General features: G+C 60.3%; 21 protein-coding genes, 2 tRNA genes and 1 pseudogene. 12 read left to right on the top strand and 12 right to left on the bottom strand.

The window, feature by feature from the left end; translation table 11 throughout:
• Positions 1–58: 58 nt before the first annotated feature.
• The 5 genes and pseudogenes from atpD to DXA70_RS11090 all read left to right on the top strand — a co-directional run bounded on the left by atpD (position 59) and on the right by DXA70_RS11090 (position 4,167).
• A pseudogene (gene atpD, locus DXA70_RS11110) lies at positions 59–1,472 on the top strand (F0F1 ATP synthase subunit beta).
• Positions 1,462–1,878 carry an ATP synthase F1 subunit epsilon gene (gene atpC, locus DXA70_RS11105; RefSeq protein ID WP_243001349.1) on the top strand — a complete coding sequence of 139 codons (417 nt, stop codon included), beginning with the start codon at positions 1,462–1,464 and terminating at the stop codon, positions 1,876–1,878. The pseudogene atpD and the gene atpC overlap by 11 nt, the downstream one beginning before the upstream one ends.
• 181 nt (positions 1,879–2,059) lie before the next feature.
• Complete coding sequence (locus DXA70_RS11100) at positions 2,060–3,097, top strand: SPFH domain-containing protein (protein WP_128118505.1); 1,038 nt, start codon at positions 2,060–2,062, stop codon at positions 3,095–3,097.
• Positions 3,097–3,297 carry a hypothetical protein gene (locus DXA70_RS11095; RefSeq protein ID WP_015563606.1) on the top strand — a complete coding sequence of 67 codons (201 nt, stop codon included), beginning with the start codon at positions 3,097–3,099 and terminating at the stop codon, positions 3,295–3,297. Before DXA70_RS11100 ends, DXA70_RS11095 begins: the two co-directional genes overlap by 1 nt.
• A 66-nt stretch (positions 3,298–3,363) precedes the next feature.
• Positions 3,364–4,167: a YhfC family glutamic-type intramembrane protease gene (locus DXA70_RS11090; RefSeq protein ID WP_158565167.1), complete on the top strand. Its 804-nt coding sequence runs from the start codon at positions 3,364–3,366 to the stop codon at positions 4,165–4,167.
• A 66-nt stretch (positions 4,168–4,233) separates the two neighbouring features.
• On the opposite strand, the gene DXA70_RS11085 is transcribed toward DXA70_RS11090, so the two are convergent.
• Complete coding sequence (locus tag DXA70_RS11085; protein WP_128118503.1) at positions 4,234–5,364, bottom strand: FAD:protein FMN transferase; 1,131 nt, start codon at positions 5,362–5,364, stop codon at positions 4,234–4,236.
• Positions 5,361–5,780: a DUF3783 domain-containing protein gene (locus DXA70_RS11080; protein WP_128118502.1), complete on the bottom strand. Its 420-nt coding sequence runs from the start codon at positions 5,778–5,780 to the stop codon at positions 5,361–5,363. Before DXA70_RS11080 ends, DXA70_RS11085 begins: the two co-directional genes overlap by 4 nt.
• A 216-nt stretch (positions 5,781–5,996) precedes the next feature.
• Between DXA70_RS11080 and DXA70_RS11075 the strand changes: the two genes are divergently transcribed.
• The 3 genes from DXA70_RS11075 (at position 5,997) to DXA70_RS11065 (ending at position 8,400) form a co-directional block, all read left to right on the top strand.
• Positions 5,997–7,118 carry a HipA domain-containing protein gene (locus tag DXA70_RS11075; RefSeq protein WP_128118501.1) on the top strand — a complete coding sequence of 374 codons (1,122 nt, stop codon included), beginning with the start codon at positions 5,997–5,999 and terminating at the stop codon, positions 7,116–7,118.
• 202 nt (positions 7,119–7,320) lie between these two features.
• Positions 7,321–7,800 (top strand): hypothetical protein, encoded by a 480-nt coding sequence (locus DXA70_RS11070; protein ID WP_128118500.1) that lies wholly within the window; start codon positions 7,321–7,323, stop codon positions 7,798–7,800.
• Between the two features lie 300 nt (positions 7,801–8,100).
• Positions 8,101–8,400 (top strand): DUF6465 family protein, encoded by a 300-nt coding sequence (locus tag DXA70_RS11065; protein WP_112116030.1) that lies wholly within the window; start codon positions 8,101–8,103, stop codon positions 8,398–8,400.
• Positions 8,401–8,516: 116 nt separating this feature from the next.
• Here the strand turns inward: DXA70_RS11065 and DXA70_RS11060 are convergent, their stop codons facing one another.
• The 4 genes from DXA70_RS11060 to DXA70_RS11050 all read right to left on the bottom strand — a co-directional run bounded on the left by DXA70_RS11060 (position 8,517) and on the right by DXA70_RS11050 (position 12,641).
• Positions 8,517–10,013: a carboxypeptidase M32 gene (locus DXA70_RS11060; RefSeq protein ID WP_128118499.1), complete on the bottom strand. Its 1,497-nt coding sequence runs from the start codon at positions 10,011–10,013 to the stop codon at positions 8,517–8,519.
• A gap of 12 nt (positions 10,014–10,025) precedes the next feature.
• Positions 10,026–10,187: a hypothetical protein gene (locus tag DXA70_RS15545; protein WP_347553557.1), complete on the bottom strand. Its 162-nt coding sequence runs from the start codon at positions 10,185–10,187 to the stop codon at positions 10,026–10,028.
• Entirely contained in the window at positions 10,178–10,684 is a 507-nt protein-coding gene (locus DXA70_RS11055) for a metallophosphoesterase family protein (protein WP_347553556.1), read from the bottom strand. The genes DXA70_RS15545 and DXA70_RS11055 overlap by 10 nt, the downstream gene beginning before the upstream one ends.
• Positions 10,685–11,021: 337 nt before the next feature.
• Positions 11,022–12,641, bottom strand: a complete 1,620-nt coding sequence (locus DXA70_RS11050; protein ID WP_243001348.1) for a BMP family ABC transporter substrate-binding protein — start codon at positions 12,639–12,641, stop codon at positions 11,022–11,024.
• Between the two features lie 196 nt (positions 12,642–12,837).
• On the opposite strand from DXA70_RS11050, the gene DXA70_RS11045 reads away from it, so the two are divergent.
• The 4 genes from DXA70_RS11045 to DXA70_RS11030 all read left to right on the top strand — a co-directional run bounded on the left by DXA70_RS11045 (position 12,838) and on the right by DXA70_RS11030 (position 14,268).
• On the top strand, positions 12,838–13,401 hold the full coding sequence (locus DXA70_RS11045; RefSeq protein ID WP_112148600.1) for a DUF1643 domain-containing protein: 564 nt from the start codon (positions 12,838–12,840) through the stop codon (positions 13,399–13,401).
• Between the two features lie 24 nt (positions 13,402–13,425).
• Positions 13,426–13,962, top strand: a complete 537-nt coding sequence (locus DXA70_RS11040) for a phosphatase PAP2 family protein (protein ID WP_128118498.1) — start codon at positions 13,426–13,428, stop codon at positions 13,960–13,962.
• Between the two features lie 148 nt (positions 13,963–14,110).
• Positions 14,111–14,184, top strand: a tRNA-Arg gene (locus tag DXA70_RS11035).
• A gap of 8 nt (positions 14,185–14,192) precedes the next feature.
• A tRNA-His gene (locus DXA70_RS11030) sits at positions 14,193–14,268 on the top strand.
• A gap of 619 nt (positions 14,269–14,887) precedes the next feature.
• Here the strand turns inward: DXA70_RS11030 and DXA70_RS11025 are convergent.
• From DXA70_RS11025 to DXA70_RS11005, 6 genes are read right to left on the bottom strand one after another with little or no spacing between them, the layout of a single operon-like run.
• Complete coding sequence (locus DXA70_RS11025; protein WP_128118497.1) at positions 14,888–16,213, bottom strand: cell envelope biogenesis protein TolA; 1,326 nt, start codon at positions 16,211–16,213, stop codon at positions 14,888–14,890.
• 16 nt (positions 16,214–16,229) lie between these two features.
• Positions 16,230–16,418: a hypothetical protein gene (locus DXA70_RS11020; RefSeq protein ID WP_022256659.1), complete on the bottom strand. Its 189-nt coding sequence runs from the start codon at positions 16,416–16,418 to the stop codon at positions 16,230–16,232.
• A 3-nt stretch (positions 16,419–16,421) separates the two neighbouring features.
• Complete coding sequence (locus DXA70_RS14710) at positions 16,422–17,132, bottom strand: hypothetical protein (protein WP_243001347.1); 711 nt, start codon at positions 17,130–17,132, stop codon at positions 16,422–16,424.
• Entirely contained in the window at positions 17,096–18,304 is a 1,209-nt protein-coding gene (locus DXA70_RS14705) for a hypothetical protein (protein ID WP_243001346.1), read from the bottom strand. The genes DXA70_RS14710 and DXA70_RS14705 overlap by 37 nt, the downstream gene beginning before the upstream one ends.
• A gap of 17 nt (positions 18,305–18,321) precedes the next feature.
• The gene (locus DXA70_RS11010) at positions 18,322–18,705 is read right to left on the bottom strand and encodes a hypothetical protein (RefSeq protein WP_128118496.1); all 384 of its coding nucleotides are present in this window, start codon (positions 18,703–18,705) and stop codon (positions 18,322–18,324) included.
• Between the two features lie 10 nt (positions 18,706–18,715).
• Positions 18,716–18,922 carry a hypothetical protein gene (locus tag DXA70_RS11005; RefSeq protein ID WP_022256662.1) on the bottom strand — a complete coding sequence of 69 codons (207 nt, stop codon included), beginning with the start codon at positions 18,920–18,922 and terminating at the stop codon, positions 18,716–18,718.
• Positions 18,923–19,067: the final 145 nt, after the last annotated feature.

The raw sequence follows: 19,067 nt of genomic DNA, 5'->3' as shown, positions 1-19,067 counted from the left end.
CTGGCGAGCGAATGCGAGACTGAGAGGTTTCACACAATGATTACAAGAGGCAAAACGTATGATACAGGGAACTATTATCCGCGTAGCGGGCCCTGTGGTGGACGTGCAGTTCACCGCGGGCAAGCTGCCTGCCCTGCAGGAAGCGCTCACCGTGTCCGCTGAGGGCACCGAGCGCACCATGGAAGTGGCGCAGCATGTCAATGAGACTACCGTGCGCTGCATCATGCTTTCTGCCAGCGAGGGTCTGGGCAAGGGCATGACCGTGAACGCAACGGGTCACGGCCTGACCGCCCCCGTGGGCGAGGCCACGCTGGGCCGCATGTTCGACCCCCTGGGCCGCCCCATCGACGGCAAGGGCCCGGTGGACGATGTGCCGCACTGGCCCATCCACCGCAAGGCCCCCCAGCTTTGCTGAGCAGAAACCTGCAACTGAGATCCTGGAAACGGGCATCAAGGTCATCGACCTGCTGGCCCCCTATGCCAAGGGCGGCAAGATCGGCCTGTTTGGCGGTGCCGGTGTCGGCAAGACCGTCCTGATCCAGGAGCTGATCCACAACGTGGCCACCGAGCACGGCGGCTACTCCATCTTTACCGGTGTCGGCGAGCGCTCCCGTGAGGGCTGTGACCTCTGGGGCGAGATGAACGCCTCCGGTGTTCTGAACAAGACCGCGCTGGTCTTTGGTCAGATGAACGAGCCCCCAGGAGCCCGTATGCGCGTGGCTGAGACCGGCCTGACCATGGCGGAGTACTTCCGTGAAGAGACACATAAAGACGTGCTGCTCTTCATTGATAACATCTTCCGTTTCGTGCAGGCAGGCTCCGAGGTCTCCGCTCTGATGGGCCGTATGCCCTCCGCCGTTGGCTACCAGCCTACGCTGGCCAATGAGCTGGGTGCCCTGCAGGAGCGCATCACCTCCACCCGCGACGGCTCCATCACCTCGGTGCAGGCCGTCTACGTCCCCGCCGACGACCTGACTGACCCGGCTCCCGCCACCACGTTCGCACATCTGGACGCCACCACCGTCCTGAGCCGTAAGATCGTGGAGCAGGGCATCTACCCCGCCGTGGATCCGCTGGCTTCCACCTCCCGTATTCTGGAAGCCGATATCGTGGGCGAGGAGCATTACCGCGTGGCCCGCAAGGTGCAGGCCACCCTGCAGCGCTATCAGGAGCTGCAGGACATCATCGCCATCCTGGGCATGGACGAGCTGGGCGAGGAAGACAAGCTCACCGTCACCCGTGCCCGCAAGCTGCAAAAGTTCCTCTCCCAGCCGTTCTCGGTGGCTGAGAACTTCACCGGCCTGCCCGGCAAGTATGTCCCGCTGGCCGAGACCGTCAAGGGCTTTGCCGCCATCGTGGACGGCGAGTGCGACGACATCCCCGAGTGGGCATTCTTCAACGTGGGCACCCTCGACGATGCCAAGAAGAAGTATGCCGACAAGCTGGCCGAGGAAAAGGGCGGTGCCGTCTGATGGACAAGTTCATCCTGAACATCACGGCCTCCAGCGGCGAGTTCTATCAGGCGACTGCGAAAGCCTGACCCTGCCCACCAGTGACGGCGTGTACGGCGTGCAGGCCGGGCACAACCCGGTTCTGGTGGCCCTCCACATGGGGCTGATGCACTTCACCGTCAACGGCGAGGAGCATGAGGTGCTGGTGGGCGACGGCATTGCCGAAGTGACCCCCACGTTCGTGCTGCTCCTGGTGGACAGCGCCGAGCGCCCCGAGGACATCGACCGCAACCGTGCCGAGGCGGCCCGCATCCGCGCCGCCGAGCGCCTGCAGCACAAGCAGAGCATGCACGAGTATTACCAGACCAAGATCGCCCTTGACCGCGCTATGCAGCGTTTGCAGACCGCGGCCAAATACAAACGCTGACGCTCCTTTCCCGTTTTATCCGGCAGCGTTTCCACATTTTCCAGACAAGAGGGCCTGCCCTTGCCGCACCTGCGGCGGGGCGGGCCCTTTTTTGCGTCCCTCTCTTGACAACGGTGCGGCAAAGTGATATGATTTTGATATCGAAAAGAAACGCTTCCGACCCCATAAGGAGGGAACTGTTATGGAAGAGAAAATTTTGAACGCCCGCAAAAACGGCATGGCGGCACTGCTGCTCACCCTGCTGGGCTATGTGGCCTCCATTGCCCTGTTCGTTTCCAGCGTCCTGCTGCTGGAGGACGACCGGCTGCTTCTGGGCATCCCGCTGCTGATTTTGTCCATTGCCTATTGGATCGCAGGCATTTTTCTGTTCTGCGGCCTGAAGGTACTCAAGCCCCAGGAGGCGCTGGTACTTACCCTCTTTGGCGATTATGTGGGCACCCTGAAGGGCCAGGGCTTTTACTGGGTAAACCCTTTCTGCGCCGCCGTCAACCCTGCCGCAGGCACCCGGCTGAGCCAGAGCGGGGACGTGACCAGCAAGGAGAGCGGCGCAGCCGCCCTGCTGAGCGTCAGCGGCCAGAACAGCCAGCTCGCCTCAAGCAGCGTAAGCAAAAAGATCTCCCTGAAGATGATGACCCTGAACAACTCCCGGCAGAAGATCAACGACTGTCTGGGCAACCCGGTGGAGATCGGCATCGCCGTGATCTGGCGGGTCACCGACACGGCCAAGGCGGTGTTCAATGTGGACAACTACAAGGAGTACCTCTCCCTCCAGTGTGACAGCGCCCTGCGGAACGTGGTGCGGGTGTACCCCTACGATGTGGCCCCCAACGTGGACACCACCGGAGACGGCGTGGCCGACGAGGGCAGCCTGCGGGGCTCCTCGGAGGTGGTGGCGGCCCGCATCCGGGACGAGATCCAGAAAAACGTGGCTGAGGCAGGCATCGAGGTGGTGGAGGCCCGGATCACCTATCTGGCCTATGCGCCGGAGATCGCGGCCGTGATGCTCCAGCGCCAGCAGGCCAGCGCCATCATCGACGCCCGCAAGATGATCGTGGACGGCGCCGTGGGCATGGTGGAGATGGCACTGGACCGGCTGAGCGAAAACAAAGTGGTGGAGTTGGATGACGAACGGAAAGCGGCCATGGTCTCCAACCTGCTGGTGGTGCTCTGCGGCAACCGGGACGCACAGCCCATCGTGAACAGCGGCAGCCTGTACTGATGGCAGAGCCCAAAAAGCAGATCCCCCTGCGCCTGAACGCAAAGCTCTACGAGGCCCTTGCCGCATGGGCTGAGGACGATTTCCGCTCGGTGAACGGGCAGATCGAGTATCTCCTCACCGAGTGTGTGCGTCAGCGCAAAAAGAACGGCCGGTACGTCTCCGATCAGATCGACCTGCCGCCGGAGCTGGATATTGAATGACCCTGCTCCCCTCCGTGGGCAGGCCTTGCAAAAAACGCCGATGGTATATCGGCAGGGAGGATGACTATGACAGTAAGTATGGTACCCGGGGCAAGCATCGCAGGCATGGTGTTTTCCCTTGTCGTCTCCTTCGCACTTCCCATAGGCCTCTTTGTTTACGCAAAGAAGAAGCTGGGTGCGAAGGCTGCACCGTTCTTTATCGGGTGCGGCGTTTTCTTCGTGATGGTGCTGATGCTGGAAGCTGCCATCCATCGCATCGTGTTCCAGCTGGCCGGAGAAGCGCTGACCGGAAACGTGATCCTATACGCAGTCTATGGCGGCCTGATGGCAGCTCTTTTTGAAGAGACCGGTCGTTACATCGCCATGAGGTTTCTGGTGAAGCCGATGGATTTTCCGAATGTCTTTATGTATGGTGCCGGACACGGCGGCGTGGAGGCAATACTTCTGTGCGGCGTGGCATCTATCAGCAACATCGCAGGTGCCGTGATGATAAATTCCGGCGCCATGTCTGCACAGCTGGCGACTCTTGACGCAGAGAAGGCGGCAGACACGGCAGCGGCTCTTTCGGCGCTGTGGACGACATCGAGCTTGACGTTTTTTGCAGGCGGCGTAGAGCGGATCATTGCGGTGGTGCTCCATCTGAGCCTGTCGATTCTGGTGTTCCAGTCCATCCGCAAAAAGTCCCCCATGGAGCTGGTGCGGGCCTACCTGTTCCACTTTGTCATCGACTCGCTTTCCGTTCTGCTCAGTGCAGTGGCATCTGTCTGGGTGGTGGAGCTTGTCGCCGCACTCGTAACCGGCGGGGCTGTCCTAATGGCAAGGTATGCCTGCATGGAAGAGGGAACGCGCGGAAATATTCTTGATATGTAGTATACAAAAGTCCCCTCTTCGTCATTGGAGCAAGAACCGTGACGAAGAGGGGACTTTCGCTTTCTGTTACTTTTTCTCGTGGCTGCTCCACCCGCTGGACGTCACAAGCTGTCCATCGGTGGTGCACCAGAGGGCTTCCACGCCGTCGAGGCTTTCCACGATCTTCTGGCCCTCTTCCAGCGGCATACAGAACAGGCCGGTGGTCAGGCAGTCGGCCACGCCGGAGTCCGGGGCCAGCACGCTGACGCCGTTGAAGTAAGCGGCGGGCCAGAGGGTGGCCGGGTCGATCAGATGGTGGTAGCGCACGCCGTCCACGACGTAATACCGCTGGTAGTCGCCGCTGGTCACAAGCGCCATATCGCTCATGTTCACCGCCGCCACATAGGAGGAATCGGAGGTATAAAACTCCGAGGCGTTCCACGGGTTCTCCACGCCGCCGGACCACTGGCTGCCGTCCGGCTTGACACCGATGGCCCGCAGGTTGCCCCCCACGCTGATGAGGGCGCTGGTCAGGCCCCGGGCCTGTGCGGCCTGGGCCACCATTTCCACGGCGTAGCCCTTGCCCACGCTGCCCACATCCAGCGACATTTCCGGGTCCGCGAGGTAGACGGTCTTAGCCTCCTCGTCAATGACCAGGTCGTTGATGTCGCAGTGCCGGGCGGCGGCGTCCAGCTCTTCCTGGCTGGGCAGCTTGTTGTCCGCGTCGGTCTCGGTCTGCCCGGCGGCCTCCCGGTAATCGTGCCAGATGCGGAGCACGCTGCCCATGGCAATGTTCAGCTTGCCGTCAGTGGTATTGTACATCTGCCGGGCCAGCTCCAGCATCCCCAGGATTTTATCGTCCACCTGCACCGGGGCAGTGCCCGCGTTGTCGTTGATGGTCTTGATGTTGGTCACGCCGTCGTAGTCGTTGTAGATATCATAGAGCTGGTGATACTCCAGCAGGTCGGCGTGGAGGGCGTCCATCTGCCGGGTAAACTCTTCCTCGCTGTCGCAGTAGGCAATGACCTGGGTCACCGTGTCAAAGGCATCATAAAAGATGGTGGAGTAGCGCTGAGGCCCCTCCTGCGCCGCTGTGCCGTCCGAAGAGCCTGCCGGGTTCTTTCCCGTGCAGCCTGCCAGAAGCCCTGCACAGAGCGCCGCAGCCGTCGCTCCGGCGGCAAAGCGCTTCCATTGTTTCAGTTTCTCGCGGATGCTCATGCCTGCTCCTTTGCCGCCGCGGTAAAGGCAGTGTGCTCTTCCTGCAGGTGGGCCAACAGGTCGCCGAAGACCCAGTTTTTATTGCTGGGCGTCACGATGGCCTTGAGCGGGATATTCACCTTGGCCTGCTTCATCAGGTCCAGCAGGGTGTCCACATCTTTTTCCTTGAAGTTTGCCAGCACCAGCGCGGGCGGGTACGCACCCGGCTCCAGCACCAGCGTGCGGGCCGCTTTCGTCTCCACCTCGCCCAGCAGCTGGGCCACGGTCTTGCCCGCGTCGGCAGGCGAGACGAGCAGCAGTTTCATTCCAAAGGCCGGTGCCATCCCCTCCAGAATCCCCCGGTCTGCCGCCGAGAGATTCCACCCCAGCGCCAGCGGCACCCCGGCGTTCTGGTTGCGTGCAATGTGTGCTTTCATATCCTACCTCTTTCACGGCAGGGAATTTCCCCTGCACGAATTTTTCCGATAACAGAGTATACCACATTTTTGCGCAAAAGGAAACGAGGGAGTGTCTCGTATCCCATCCAAGAAAAGGATTCCCCTTTTCTTTTGTTCTCTCTTGTTTCTGCTTCGCAAAAAAGCTACAATAGATTCAGAAACATTCATCACCGTACAGATTGGAGAACAGCGATTATGGAATTTGTATTGAAGCTGTTTGATGATATCCTGCTCTCTTTTACAGCTCATCGGACGTTAAACGGCACAGAGGTCCATATCACCTCTTTTGATCCATCCAAAAGAGCCAGGCTTCCTCTTGGCATGGAAGCCACCGATTCATCTTTAGAGCGTTGGCTCCGGCATCGCACCATTCCTGCCAATCGGGCTTATGTTCAAAATTTTCTCTCCAAAAACGGTCTGAGCGAGAATGATTTCATCGGAATTTTGTCAGTCTGCAAAGGTCTTTCTCTGATCGACTGCTATTGGGTCACGACCCCCGATGATAAAAAAACTTTTCAGCAGGTCAACCTGTTTGACAATCGTTTCAGCCAGGTTTTATCGCAAATTGCTTTTACCGGCTATGGCAGTTCCCCGCTTTCAAAGTTTCGTTCTTCTCCTGAGTTTACAACAAACGGGATGCTTCCAAAAGCCTGGCGCAGGGTGAAAGGTGAAATTTACCTTTATAAGGGCGGTACAAGCGGTTTTGCCAATACCGGGAAAGAGCCTTTTTCCGAATTCTATTCCGCTCAGGTTGCAGCCGCCATGGGGCTCGACCATATCTATTACAGTCTTTCCATGTGGAAAGGTCAGCTTTGCTCCACCTGTAAACTCTTTACCCGCAAAGAGATTTCTTTTATCCCCGCTTCCACTTTAATTGATACTTCCCGTATTACAGAGATCATCGCCTGGTATGACCGCCATGGCTGGAAAGAAAGCCTTTCTGACATGCTGGTATTTGATGCCGTGATCCGCAATACAGACAGACATCTTGGAAATTTCGGTTTTCTGGTAGATAGTCACACGAACAAACTTCTTCAGCCTGCCCCCATCTTTGACAATGGCTTATCTTTGTATTGCTCTGCATTGGATTCCGACCTTGCAAACATTCCCCAGCAGGAAAAGACATTATCTCCTGCGCTTTATGCTGATTTTGATGAAGTTGCCCGCCATGTCATGGAAGCCAAGCAACGAGAGGCTCTTCGGCATCTGCTGAATTTCCACTTTAAAAAGCATCCCCGATATAACCTGAGTTCTCAGCGCCTGCATCTTCTGGAAGCAGCGATCCAATCCAAAGCCCGCGCTTTATTGGATTGCTGAGTTTTCATCGCATCAAGCAATCTCCTCATTCTTTCTTTTCATCGATTCGGTCTGCATATGGTAGTGCCTTGATATACCGTTCCATTGCTTCAAAGTCCGGTTTTCTTTTTGCGTCGCAGGGAAGCTTTAAAACTGATTCTTCCATTTTTCCTTCAAATCGTGTATTCTTAACCCAAACGATCCATCCAAAAGGAGAAACACTATGGAACCCATTCTTTCTGCCCCTTGCACCCCGGCACAGCGTCAGCGGGATGTGCTGCTGGGGGCCCTTGTGGGGCTTGCCCGCTCCACGGTCAACGAGCCCAAGACCGAAGACACCGACCGCGTCCTTGCCGCCGGGCTGCGGCAGGCGGCGAACGCCGACGCTACCGAGGAAGCATTGGCCCGGATGACCCGGATCGTGGAGACCGAAAAGCACCGGGTAGCCCCCAACTGCGCCACCTGCACCATGCGCTGCGGCAATACCGATGATTACGACCTGGCCCGGCTGTGGGCAGCCCCGGAAACCATCCGGGCTTTGAAGCTGCGGATGCTGCGGTGCGTGTTTCTGCTGGCACAGGGCCGCCCGGACGCCGCCGCCCAGGAAGTGATCGACCAGGACCTGTTTGTGCTGGCCGAGGACTGGGACGAAGACCTGCTCCTGCCCGTGGTCCAGCGGGCGGAGGCACTCTGCGGCCGATAAACTTTCCTGTAACCGCCCCGGTGTTTTGCTGCCGCGATCCGCCGGGGCGGTACTGTTTTTTCGCCCGTTGCAGCCCTTATTTTCAGCCGTAAGGGCGTAATTTCTGCAAAAATGAGTTTGCCGGGCCGTTTCTTTGCGAAATTGGACCGGATTTTTGAAAAAACGCTTTACAAATGACGCACAAAATTTTATTATATAAGCAAGTGTTTCCAAAAAAGATTGGAACATCGCACCTAAGTTTTCCGGAGTCATCCGAACCGTTCCCACGAACATGCATTTTTACGAAAGAAGGTAGAAGATATGTCCGAGAAAAAGACTGCTGTTCCTGCAGCACCGGCTGCTGAAGTGCCCGCCTCGGAGCCGAAGACCCGCAAAGCTTCCGGCACCCCTGCGCGCCGCGGCCGTCCTCCCCTTACTCCCGAGGTCTATGTGGAGTACGGCGGAAACCAGTACAACATCACCGATGTGGTCGAGCGCGCCAAGGCCGATTACCGCACCACCCACAAAGTGGGCGTCCAGTCCTGCAAGGTTTACGTCAAACCCGAAGAGGGCGCTGCTTACTACGTCATCAACAAAGTTTCCGGCAAACTGGAGCTGTAATTTTCCCTGCGATGACTCCTCTCATACTCCCCCAGCCCCAAGAAAATAGGAAGCAAAAAAGACTGCCGCAGAAAGGTCATTCCCTCTGCCGCAGTCTTTTTTGTTATTTCCGGGTGTTACAGGCCGTACAGCTCACTGAATTTCCGGGTCAGGTAGTCGGTGTAGTAGTGCGGGTCAAAGGTGCCGCAGGCGTTCTTGACCACATCCGCCGGGACATACAGCCCGCCGTACTGGTGCACTTTCTCGTGCAGCCAGGCTGTGATGGGGGCCAGCTCGCCCTTTGCGATGCTGTCCTCCACATCCACGTCCTGCTTCATGTTGTGGAGCATCTGGGCACCATAGGCGTTGCCCAGCGCGTAGGAGGGAAAGTAGCCGAACGCGCCGCTGGACCAGTGGCTGTCCTGCAGGCAGCCGTCCCGGTCGTTGGGGACGTCGATGCCGAGATATTCTTTGTAGAGCTTCGCCCATTCCGCCGGGACATCCTTGGCTTCCAGCGTGCCGCCGATGAGCTGCTTTTCGATCTCATACCGCACCATGACGTGCAGGCAGTAGGTCAGCTCGTCGGACTCGGTGCGGACGAGGCTGGGCTGGGCCTTGTTGACCGCCCGGTAGAACTGCTCGGCGCTCACGCCGCCCAGCTGCTCCGGGAAGAATTGTTGCACCGTGGGGTAGATGGCCTCGATGAAGCCCCGGGAGCGGCCCACCAGATTTTCATAGAAGCGGGACTGGCTCTCGTGCACGCCCATGGAGACGCCGCCTGCCAGGCAGGTATACTGCAAGTCGTCCCGGATGCCCAGCTCATACAGGGCATGGCCGCCCTCGTGCAGGACAGAGTACATGGAGGACGCCACATTGCGGGTGTCGTAGTTCGTGGTAATGCGGACGTCCTTGTTGTTGAATTCCAGCGTGAACGGATGCTCCGTCTCGCCCAGGCCGCAGTGGCCCCGGTCCAGCCCCATGACCTGCATCAGATAATCCGCAAAGGCTTTCTGCTTGTCCACCGGATAATAGTTGTGCAGGAAGCTGTCGTCGATCTGGGGCTTCCGGGCAATCTTCTGTAGCAGCGGCACAATGGTCTGGCGCAGAGTGGCAAAAAATTCGTCCAGCATTTTGGTATCCACGCCCCGCTCGTACTCGTTCAGGAGGGCATCATAGGGGGCTCTGGTGCTGTCGTAATAGGCGGCAAATTTGCGGTTATACTCTACCAGCTCCTGCAGCAGGGGGCAGAACATTGCAAAGTCATCTTTTTCTTTTGCCTTGTGCCAGACATCTCCCGCTTTGTTCACCAGCTCACTGTAGGCGATATACTCTTCGGCAGGGATGCGGGTCAGCTGGTCACAGCGGCGGCGCAGCTCCTCCACCTCGCGGCGGTGGAGAAGATCCAGCTCGTCCTTTTGGCGGTCCAGCTCATCCAGCAGGGCTCGGGTCTCGGGGCAGATCATGAGCTGCTGCTCCTCGCCTGCCAGCACGCCCAGCGCCACGCCCCGGCCCTCTGAGGTGTTTTTCGGGGCCACGGTGTCGGCATCCAGGTTCATGGCCGAACAGGCGTAGTGGATGGCGTAGAGCTTTTTCTGCAGCTGTTCCAGCCGCTGCAGCGCATGTTGTTTTTCCATGGGATTCATACCTCAATTCTCGGTCGTAAAGGCCGGATTTTTCCAAAAGAATTTTCGCCGGGCGGTCTGGTCCGGATCGGGGATCTCAAACAGGTACCGCTCTGTGGCGTTGATGACCGTCGTCCGGCCATGGGTGCAGACGCGGGGGAGTTTGGCGTCGTAGCTCAGGTGCACATGCCCGTGCACGAACCACTTGGCTGGTAATCTTCCAGCAGGCCGTTGAACGTCTCAAACCCCTTGTGGGCCTTGTCGTCGCCGTCGTTCAGGCCTTTGGCCGGGGCGTGGGTCAGCAGCAGGTCGATGCCGCCCGCCCGGTGGGCCTTGAACCAGAGTTTCCGGGCACGGCGCCGCATCTCTTTTTCGGTGTACTGGTAGGTATCCTCCCGGTTATACCGGATACACCCGCCCAGCCCCATGATGCGGAGCCCTTTCCAGATATAAACTTCATCGTCCACGCAGATGCAGCCGCCGGGCTCATCGCCCTTATAGCTGCCATCGTGGTTGCCGTGAACATACAAAATAGGGGCTGCGGTAAAGTTGGTCAGATACTCCAAATATTTCTTGGGCAGATCCCCGCAGGAGAGGATGATGTCCACGCCTGCCAGCTTCTCCCGGGTGCAGTAATCCCACAACGCTTTGGATGGGACATCGGAAATTGCAAGTATTTTCACGTTTCGCACTGCTCCATTCCGTTCTTCTTTTTTTACCGCGGCGCGTCCTTGTAGCGGCCCAGCCCGTTGACTTCCAGCAGGAACCGGCTCTTGACATTCAGCGCTTCGTACCGGGGCATCTCGCCCTCCACGCACTCGTCCAGCCAGTCCATCTCCATCAGCTCCTGAGGAGTGTAAATGCCGGTGGCAGCGCCCTGCTTGCGGTGGCCCTGGGCGTACTCCTCGCTGGGGAACACCTGCACATCGTCCTTTGCGATCTGCTTTTCCACCAGCCGCAGCAGCTGCATGGTGCCGCTGTTCTGCCCGGCGCTGTAGTTGATCTGCTCCGCGCCGCTCTTCATGCCCCACCAGTAGTTGATGGCGCGGCCGTTGGCGCTGTTCCAGGTGCCGTCGAACACCGAGCGGACGATCTCGATGAAGAACGTGTCCCACCGCCATTCCGGCAGGCCGATGGGCTGCAAGATGCCGTCCGGCAGACGGCGGCAGAGGCCGTAGTCCCGGTGGGTGCCCTCCGGCTCCCGGTCATCCCGGGCATAGAAGACTTCAATGTCTTTCCGGTCCGAGAAATCCAGCGGATGGGCCGGGTCCGGCAGGCAGGCCCAGCGGAGGACCACTCTGCCTCTGGCCGGACGCTCCTGAGCCCCTGCACAAAGGCATTGATGGCCGCCGGCACGCCGTAGACCGGGTTTGCCGCCACATAGCCCACATGGTCGGAGCGGGAGGTGATGCCCGCCAGCATTCCCAGCAGATACGTTACCTCATAGGTGCGGGGGTAATAGGTGCGCACCAGCGGGTGGGGCGCGTTGAGGGAACAGTTCAAAAACCGGGTGCTGGGGTGCTGCGCCGCCACTTTCAGGCAGGCGGGGTGCATCCGGGCGCTGGTGGTAAACACGATGTCGGCATTGTCATGGGCCACATCTTCCAGCACCTGCTCCGCATCCACCTCCGGGTTGACGTTTTCCCGGCAGCTGACACGCACCCGGCCCGGGAACGCCTTGAGCAGCGCGTCCCGGCCCTTATCCTGACCCCGCACCCAGGCACTGGTCTGGGCGTTGTGCTCGTGCAGGAGCACCACCCGCAGCTCACTGGGCCGCGGGCTGAAAATATTCAGCTTGCTGAGCAGCGGTTCCGCGCCCTGCTTGGTGGCGGGCTCCAGCTGCAGCTCCACCGCCTGCGGCCGGGTCAGGATCTTGATCTCATCCCAGAGCTTGGAGAGGTTCTCCCGCACCTGGGCAGGGGTGGATTCAATGGCGTCGGAGTAGCGGTAAACCGCCAGGTACACCAGCAGCGCATCGCCGGGCGTCAGCCCAAGGGCCGAGCCGCCCAGTGCATAGAACTGCTGGCTGAACATGGTGTAAAGGGAAGCGAAATTCAGCCGGTCGTCGTCTGTCCAGCTCTCGCCCGTAGCCTTGCAGACCAGCGTCTGCAATTTGGCATAGCCGCCCAGCCGGGAGAAATGGACATAGTTGATCTTGGAGAGCTTGTAAAAATCCAGGAACTCATAGTAGATCTTATTTTCCAGCGTCTCGTTCCGCTCCGGCACCAGCCGGGTCACGGTGCCGGGGATCTTGACCGCCTCATAGTACTTGAGCACCGAGACCCGCTTGTTGCCCTCTTCCACATAGAATTTGTTCAGGTATTCGTAAGCCGTAACGGGATTCCGGATGCCTTCTTCCAGATGGGCGTCGCAGAGGTTGGACCACTTGCGGGCAAACTCGCTATCGACTTCCAGGATCGGCATGAAATTGGGGGCAAAGGCCGTGTGGCGGCCCGCCGTTTTGGTGCCCACAATGCTCTCGGCCGGGATGTCCACCAGCCCCAGCGGCTCCTGTGCCACAATGTTGACACCTCTTAAAATATCGTCCAGTACCGCCAGGTAGGGCGACTGACCGCGTGCCTGCGCGGCACGGGTAGCGCGCTGACCCGCGCGCAGGGCGTTTATGTAATCTTCCAGCATCGGCAGGACTCCTTTTCAAAAACGAGTTCCAATCATTTCTTCTGAGAAACGGGGCGCTGCAGTCTGCCCGCGCTGCCCCAGGTACAGTATACCATGAAATTCCGCTTTGTGGAACTTTTCTCCGGCAAAGGTGTTGAATTCTTGCAAAATTTCAGGTACGATAGGAGAAACGATCGAAGTAAAGAGGTACCAGTATATGAATACACAGCAGCTGCCCAGACTGGAAGCAGGCGAATATCCCGGCGGGGTCTGGTATTACGAGCCCCATACTTACCAGCCCTACCGTTTTGTGCTGGGCCGGGTGGGCCGCCACCCGCTGGTCTGCATCGGCATCAACCCCAGCACCGCCCAGCCCGGCGCGCTGGACCCCACCCTGAAAAGCGTGGAGCGGCTGGCCGCCGCCAACGGGTTCGACAGCTGGATCATGTTCAACGTTTACCCCCAGCGTGCCACCGACCCCAACGATATGGACAAGACCCCGGACCGCGCCCTCTGTGACGAAAATCTGCTCTGGCTGCGGGCGGTACTGGCCGAGACGGAACCCACCATGTGGGCCGCCTGGGGTACCCTGATCGAAAAGCGGGATTATCTGCCCGGCCTGATGCGGGAGATGGTGGCCCTGACCCGGGAGCGGGATATCCCGTGGGTCACGTTCGGCAAGCGGAGCAAAAAGGGCCACCCGCACCACCCGCTCTACCTGCGCAAGGATTCCACACCCGAGCCTTTTGATGTGGAAAACTATCTGGATACCTGTTTCTGATTTCTTTTTCGGGAGGGATGTTCCATGACCCCGGAACAATACCGTAAAATACGCGATGGGCTGGATGCCCGGCCCACCCTGCGCCAGCTGGTCCTCTTCTGCAACCATTGGCTTCCGGCCGTGCCGTTCGTCTGCTACCCGGTGCTGCTGGTCATCTTGAATGTGCAGTGGTTCGCCCTGCTGCAGGTGGGCTCTGCCGCCGCCCTTGATTTTATGCAGCAGATCGCCCGGGCCATTCTCGTGCCGGGCATCACGTTCTGGTTCGGCACGGCCCTGCGGGCCCGGCTGGACCGCCCCCGCCCCTATGAGCAGCCCGGCTTTGTGCCGCTGGTGGCCAAGGAGACCAAAGGCCACTCGTTCCCCTCCCGCCACGCGCTGAGTGCCGCCGTGCTGGCCATGACCTGGCTCCGCTTTTTCCCGGCAGTGGGCGTCGCTATGGTCATCATCACCCTGCTCATCTGTGCACTGCGGGTACTGGTAGGGGTGCACTCGGTGCCGGACGTTCTCTTTGGCGCTGCCCTGGGCTTCGGGCTGGGGGCCGTGGGCATGTGGCTGTTGTAAGTTCCCGGCCCTGCGAAACGCGGAAAAAGAAAAAACGGGAATTTTCAAATTTGTTCTTGACAGGGTCCCCCGAGTATGGTATTATACTTCTCGCAGCGTGTGCCGACACACACTGCCGCCATACAGGAACCCAATGGGATAACAACGTGCGCCCGTAGCTCAGGTGGATAGAGCAACTGCCTTCTAAGCAGTGGGCCGGGGGTTCGAGTCCCTTCGGGCGCATTGATATGGTGCCCATAGCGTAGTCGGTTAACGCGCAGATTGTGGATCTGGAGACCGTGGGTTCGAGTCCCACTGGGCACCCCACCAAAAAATCCGCTGTTGCTTTTGCAACGGCGGATTTTTTCTTTAAGTCCAGTGGGACTCGAACAGGGCGGCGGCTGCAAGCCGTAACCAACAGCCCAGCGGGCTGTTGGTTAGCCCGCGGGTCCTAGACCAGTAGGAATGTCTACCGTGGCAGCATCAGGTGCCCAGTGGGACTCGAACAGGGCGGCGGCTGCAAGCCGCAACTAACAGCCCGGCGGGCTGTTGGTTAGCCCGCGGGTCCTAGACCAGTAGGAATGTCTACCGTGGCAGCACCAGGTGTCCAGTGGGACTCGAACAGGGCGGCGGCTGCAAGCCGCAACCAACAGCCCAGTAGGCTGTTGGTTAGCCCGCGGGTCCTGGACCAGTAGGAATGTCTACCGTGGCAGCACCAGGTGCCCAGTGGGACTCGAGATAAAATGCATCTAAAATCTGCGGCAGCGCCGCAAATCGAAAAATCCCCAAAATCGGAATAGCGTCTGTGCGCAGGCACACCGCCCGATTCTGGGGATTTTTCTACTTCATTGGGGTTATTAGGGGCGAGCAGCCCCTGATTCGTGCCCGCGCCTCGAAAAAGCGGTGCTTTCTGTGACTCTTTTGGCACGCAAAAGAGTACAAACATTCAGCTGTTCATCTGCTTCATGATACTCTTCACTTCCTCACTCGAGTACCCCTCTTTCAGCAGCTCGTTCCGGATGGCGCTGTCGCTCCGCCCCTGGCTGCGCAGGCGCGCCGCGCTGTAAGGCACCAGCGTCCCGCTGGAAACACCGCTCTTCCCGGCCGTCAGCCCGCTGCCGGAAAGACCGCTCTCCGCCTTGGCGCTGGCATTCGTACTAGCCTGCCGGGCACTCTGGGCCGCTTTCGACTGCTTGAGCGCCCACTCGCCCTTGGCAATGTCCAGCTTCTCCGAGGCAAGATCGTTGCTGAACTGCTGCTGGCGCAGCGTGTCCTGATACTCCCGTTCGGCCAGCTCGTTTTTATATTGCTGCTGGGTCAGGCTGTCCTGCCGCTGCAGCTCCTTCATCCGCTGCTCCCAGGCGGTATCGGCCCGGCTGTCCGCATAGGCCCGCTCACTGGCCGCCCGGTTATAGCGGCTGTTGGCCAGATTGCCCGCCAGCGTGCCCAGGCCCGTGGTGCCCGTGATGGCCAGCTGGACCACATCGCCCAGGAAGCCCAGCACTTTCATGGTGCGGTTGAATTTTTCCTGCTTCCGGCTGGCGGCCTGCTGCTCCTGCGCCGCATAGTAGCCATACAGGGTGTCCAGCCGGTTCAGGTAATCCTGATACTGCCCGTAGTCCTGCGCATAGGCCGCGTTGTAGGCGTCGCCTTTCTGCTGCAATTGGGTGTAATAATCGGCCAGCTCATTGTTGTAGAGGTTCTGGTCGTTCTGTTCCCGGGCACCCAGCTGGTCCAGCTTGGTCACCAGCTCCTCGCCGCCGCCCGTGTAGGTATCCAGCGCCAGCCGATATAATGTAGGGATGGCCTCACTCAGGGCCCCGATCTGCTGCTGGTAGGCCTGCTGTGCCACGCTGGCCGCATAGCTGGAGCCATAGCCGCCCGTCAGGGCTGCCGCCTGCGCGGCGGCATCGGCGCTGGCGTTGGCTGCGTTCTGGGTGTACAGCTGGGCGTACTGGCGGTAGAGCGGGTCCTGTGCGTAACTGTACTGGAAACTGTCCCGCCCCAGCAGGGCATCCATCAGCTCGTCCATCTTGTCCTGATAAGCGCTCTGATACTGCCCCGGGCGGTTCTGCTGCCACTGCTTCAGGTCATTGGCCGCGTCCGTCACGTTCTGGGAGGGCCGGTACTCCGCCCCGGCCAGGGCGTTCTGCACGTCGGAGCGGCTGTTCAGGTCTGCCGTGCTGTAACCGCTCTGCGGGGCAGCCGCCTGCCGCGCCGCCTCGGCCGTTTTTTGCGCCTGTGCAAGCTGCTCTTCTTTCTTTTTGCTCATCTGTTCTGATCCTTTCTTAGGGGAGCTTCTGCAGCCGGGTGCGCAGCTCTTCGGAGAGATTCTCCGTATCCAGGTTGCTCAGCACATACTGCAATTGCTCCTGCATCTGGTACAGGTAATTCCGCAGGGCCCGGGCGTCGTCCGGGTCCATGTTCTCGCTCAATCTGGGCAGGCCGATCTTTCCCAGCCCCGTGATGCTTGCCATCGTTCAGCCCTCCTTTCCGGCGGCGAAGATGCCGCCCTGTGCTTTTGCCATCGTCTTTGCCAGGCCGCGCAGGGTGATCTGCCCCGCCCCTTCCAGACGCAGCCGGAGCGTGCCGCACCGCCGGGGCACAAAGGGCAGGTCGATGCTCTGCCGCTTCGCCTCCACGGTCTTTTCCGCCAGTTTCTCCCAGGGGCCGCCGTCGTAGCTGACGCTCACTTCCAGTCGGCTGGGCACTTCGGCGTCCAGCCGCAGGGTCAGCCGGGAGAGATACTGCTCCTCCGGCGCGTCCATCCCGATGTCCCCGGTGGTCAGCGCAAAGGGGATGCTCCTCTCCACGCCGTCCGTGTTCTGTCCGTCCGGCTCCCGGCTGGGGTCGGCGGCCCAGAGGGCCTGCCCGTCCCACAGGTAGAGCTGCCCGCCCGTACCGGCCATCTCCTCCGCGCGGAGGTCTTCCTCCTGCCACAGCCCCCGCTCCGTGTCATACACCAGCAGCCGGGCCGTGTTTTCTTCCCCGCTGCCGCGGGAGAGACAGAGGTAATACCGCCCGTCCAGCGCTCCGCCCAGCGCCCGCTGCACGTTGGAGAGCCGGGCGGCATCCAGCGCCGTGGACACCTTGGTGGGCAGGCTTCCATCCCACGCCATCACCCCGTCTGCCGAGAGATAATAGAGCGTCTCATTCAGCACGCAGAGGCTGCGGCCCGCATTCCGGGCCACGCCCCGGCAGCGCAGAGAGCTGAGCTGAAAATCCGAGGCTTGGAGCCATAGAGCTTGTGGAGGGCATTTTCCTTGAAGAACAGTGCGTACCCCATGCAGGTAGCCGCCCCGGTAAAGGGACCGTCACTGCCCACGGTCACGGCATAGCTGTCCGCCGCAATGCCACGGTAGGAGAACCAGTTGGTCGGGTCGCCCAGCTTGCAGGCGTAGATGACGTTTTCTTTGCTGGAGCAGCCCCACACCCGGTTGTCGCACTCGGTCACAAAATCAAGGTCGGGGATTTTCCGCTCCACCTGCACCGGGCCCTCCACGGCGTACACGGCCACCTCGCTGCCATCAATGCTGGTCCACTTGGCGGTGGTGCCGTTCTGGGCAAATTTCCCGTAGAAATGCGCCCCGCCGGGCGTTGCTTTCACCCGCAGCCAGCCCTCCTGCACCTCGTAGACGATGCGGTCCCCGTCCAGTTCCTCAAACTGGCCGCCCTGCTTTGCGGCGGTGCCCTGCACCGTCACGGTATCCCAGGCCCGGAACCCTTTCCCGATGCCCTCCGCCGTGACGCGGCAGTAGTCCAGCGGGATGGCCGACCAGTTGCCAGACACCGCGCTGTAAATTTCCAGCGTGCTGTCGCTGCTCCACGGGCGGCGGATGTCCTCCACTTTCAGGAACAGTGCTCCGTCCGCCGGGTGTTCCGGCTCGGTCCGGCCATATTCCTCCGCTTCATAGGTCCTGCCCTCGGCGTCGCAGGGGGCAAACTCCACCTGTTCCCCGCTCCACGCGGCCCCCAGCGGCTGGAGGGTCCGCTCTGCCGTGTCAAAGGCTGCTTTGTCCGGGAAGATCAGAATTTTTGTCCCGATGCCCACCAGCGTTTTCTTGCTGTCCGCCACGGCGTTTTCCAGCGTCACCGCCGCAGCACCCGCTTCGTCGGGCGTGTAGATCAGATTTTTTCCGCAGACGGTCAGCAGCCCGTTGAGGTGATACATCCCGTTCAGGTTTTCCACCTCTCGCAGCTTCCTGCGGGGCGTCCGGGTGCTCAGGGCCGGGAAATTCCGGGCCGAAAAATTGATGCCCGCGCTGTACTCCGCCTCCGAGCAGGCGTAGGTCTCGTTCAGCCCGCCAAAGGCCCGCAGGAGGGTACGGCTGTTCTGGATGCCGCTTCGGTTTGCCAATGTCACAGGTACTGTCCCTCCTTTCACCAGCGCCACCGCGCCCCGGCCCGGGGCGGGTACCGCTGCCTCAGCCAGACGGCCAGCTCTGCGGCCAGCGCGTTATATTGGGACTGCTCCCCGGCATAGCGGGCCGTCTCGCCCAGAGCGGCGTCCATCCTGGCACAGAGGTAGTGCGGGTAGAGGGCATCAAAAGGGGCCGGGGCCAGCAGTTCAGCGTCCTCCGCCAATTGATCGTTCCATGCCCGGTCCGCGCCCACGGCATCGTAACTGCCTTCGGGGCAGTTTTTAAAAAATTTCTCCCGCAGCATCCCGTCCAGCTCCACCAGCCAGCGCTGCCGGGTGCGGGCGGTGATCTTGCACCCCGGGCGGAGCTCCTCGGCCCGGGCCAGTGCTTCTCCAACGGTCATGGTTTCCTCCTCAAGTGTCACTCATCTCCGCCGCTGCAATGCGGGCGGCGGTGCGCTCGTCCTGCTGCTGGCTGTGCTCCAGCACCTCGGCCACCTCCGGCGGCACCTCCACTTCCACGCCCCGGCGGATCTTATAGTTCACGCCGTTGACGCTCACAAACAGGTCTCCCTTGTAACGGCTGTTGTCCTTGAACAGCCGGATCCGAACATTTTCCATCTTCCATCCTTTCTGCCCTCTGTCACAGGGCCCGCACTTTTGTGCATTTTCAAAACTTTCGCGGTCTGGTGCCGTGGCCCGGCCTGCCAAGGGCTCCCCTGCTAGGAAAGACTCGCCCCGGCGGGGAGGTGGCACGCAAGTGCCG

This window comes from Faecalibacterium sp. OF04-11AC (assembly GCF_003460645.1).
Lineage (GTDB): Bacteria > Bacillota > Clostridia > Oscillospirales > Ruminococcaceae > Faecalibacterium > Faecalibacterium prausnitzii_I.
The sequence above is the reverse complement of the archived record's forward strand: the minus strand, read 5'-3'. Positions and strand labels throughout refer to the sequence as shown.

Coding starts and splice junctions, on each gene's coding strand:
- DXA70_RS11100 (WP_128118505.1), top strand. CDS start 2,060: ATGGAAGAGAAAATTTTGAACGCCCGCAAAAACGGCATGGCGGCACTG.
- DXA70_RS11095 (WP_015563606.1), top strand. CDS start 3,097: ATGGCAGAGCCCAAAAAGCAGATCCCCCTGCGCCTGAACGCAAAGCTC.
- DXA70_RS11090 (WP_158565167.1), top strand. CDS start 3,364: ATGACAGTAAGTATGGTACCCGGGGCAAGCATCGCAGGCATGGTGTTT.
- DXA70_RS11085 (WP_128118503.1), bottom strand. CDS start 5,364: ATGAGCATCCGCGAGAAACTGAAACAATGGAAGCGCTTTGCCGCCGGA.
- DXA70_RS11080 (WP_128118502.1), bottom strand. CDS start 5,780: ATGAAAGCACACATTGCACGCAACCAGAACGCCGGGGTGCCGCTGGCG.
- DXA70_RS11075 (WP_128118501.1), top strand. CDS start 5,997: ATGGAATTTGTATTGAAGCTGTTTGATGATATCCTGCTCTCTTTTACA.
- DXA70_RS11070 (WP_128118500.1), top strand. CDS start 7,321: ATGGAACCCATTCTTTCTGCCCCTTGCACCCCGGCACAGCGTCAGCGG.
- DXA70_RS11065 (WP_112116030.1), top strand. CDS start 8,101: ATGTCCGAGAAAAAGACTGCTGTTCCTGCAGCACCGGCTGCTGAAGTG.
- DXA70_RS11060 (WP_128118499.1), bottom strand. CDS start 10,013: ATGGAAAAACAACATGCGCTGCAGCGGCTGGAACAGCTGCAGAAAAAG.
- DXA70_RS11050 (WP_243001348.1), bottom strand. CDS start 12,641: ATGCTGGAAGATTACATAAACGCCCTGCGCGCGGGTCAGCGCGCTACC.
- DXA70_RS11045 (WP_112148600.1), top strand. CDS start 12,838: ATGAATACACAGCAGCTGCCCAGACTGGAAGCAGGCGAATATCCCGGC.
- DXA70_RS11040 (WP_128118498.1), top strand. CDS start 13,426: ATGACCCCGGAACAATACCGTAAAATACGCGATGGGCTGGATGCCCGG.
- DXA70_RS11025 (WP_128118497.1), bottom strand. CDS start 16,213: ATGAGCAAAAAGAAAGAAGAGCAGCTTGCACAGGCGCAAAAAACGGCC.
- DXA70_RS11020 (WP_022256659.1), bottom strand. CDS start 16,418: ATGGCAAGCATCACGGGGCTGGGAAAGATCGGCCTGCCCAGATTGAGC.
- DXA70_RS11010 (WP_128118496.1), bottom strand. CDS start 18,705: ATGACCGTTGGAGAAGCACTGGCCCGGGCCGAGGAGCTCCGCCCGGGG.
- DXA70_RS11005 (WP_022256662.1), bottom strand. CDS start 18,922: ATGGAAAATGTTCGGATCCGGCTGTTCAAGGACAACAGCCGTTACAAG.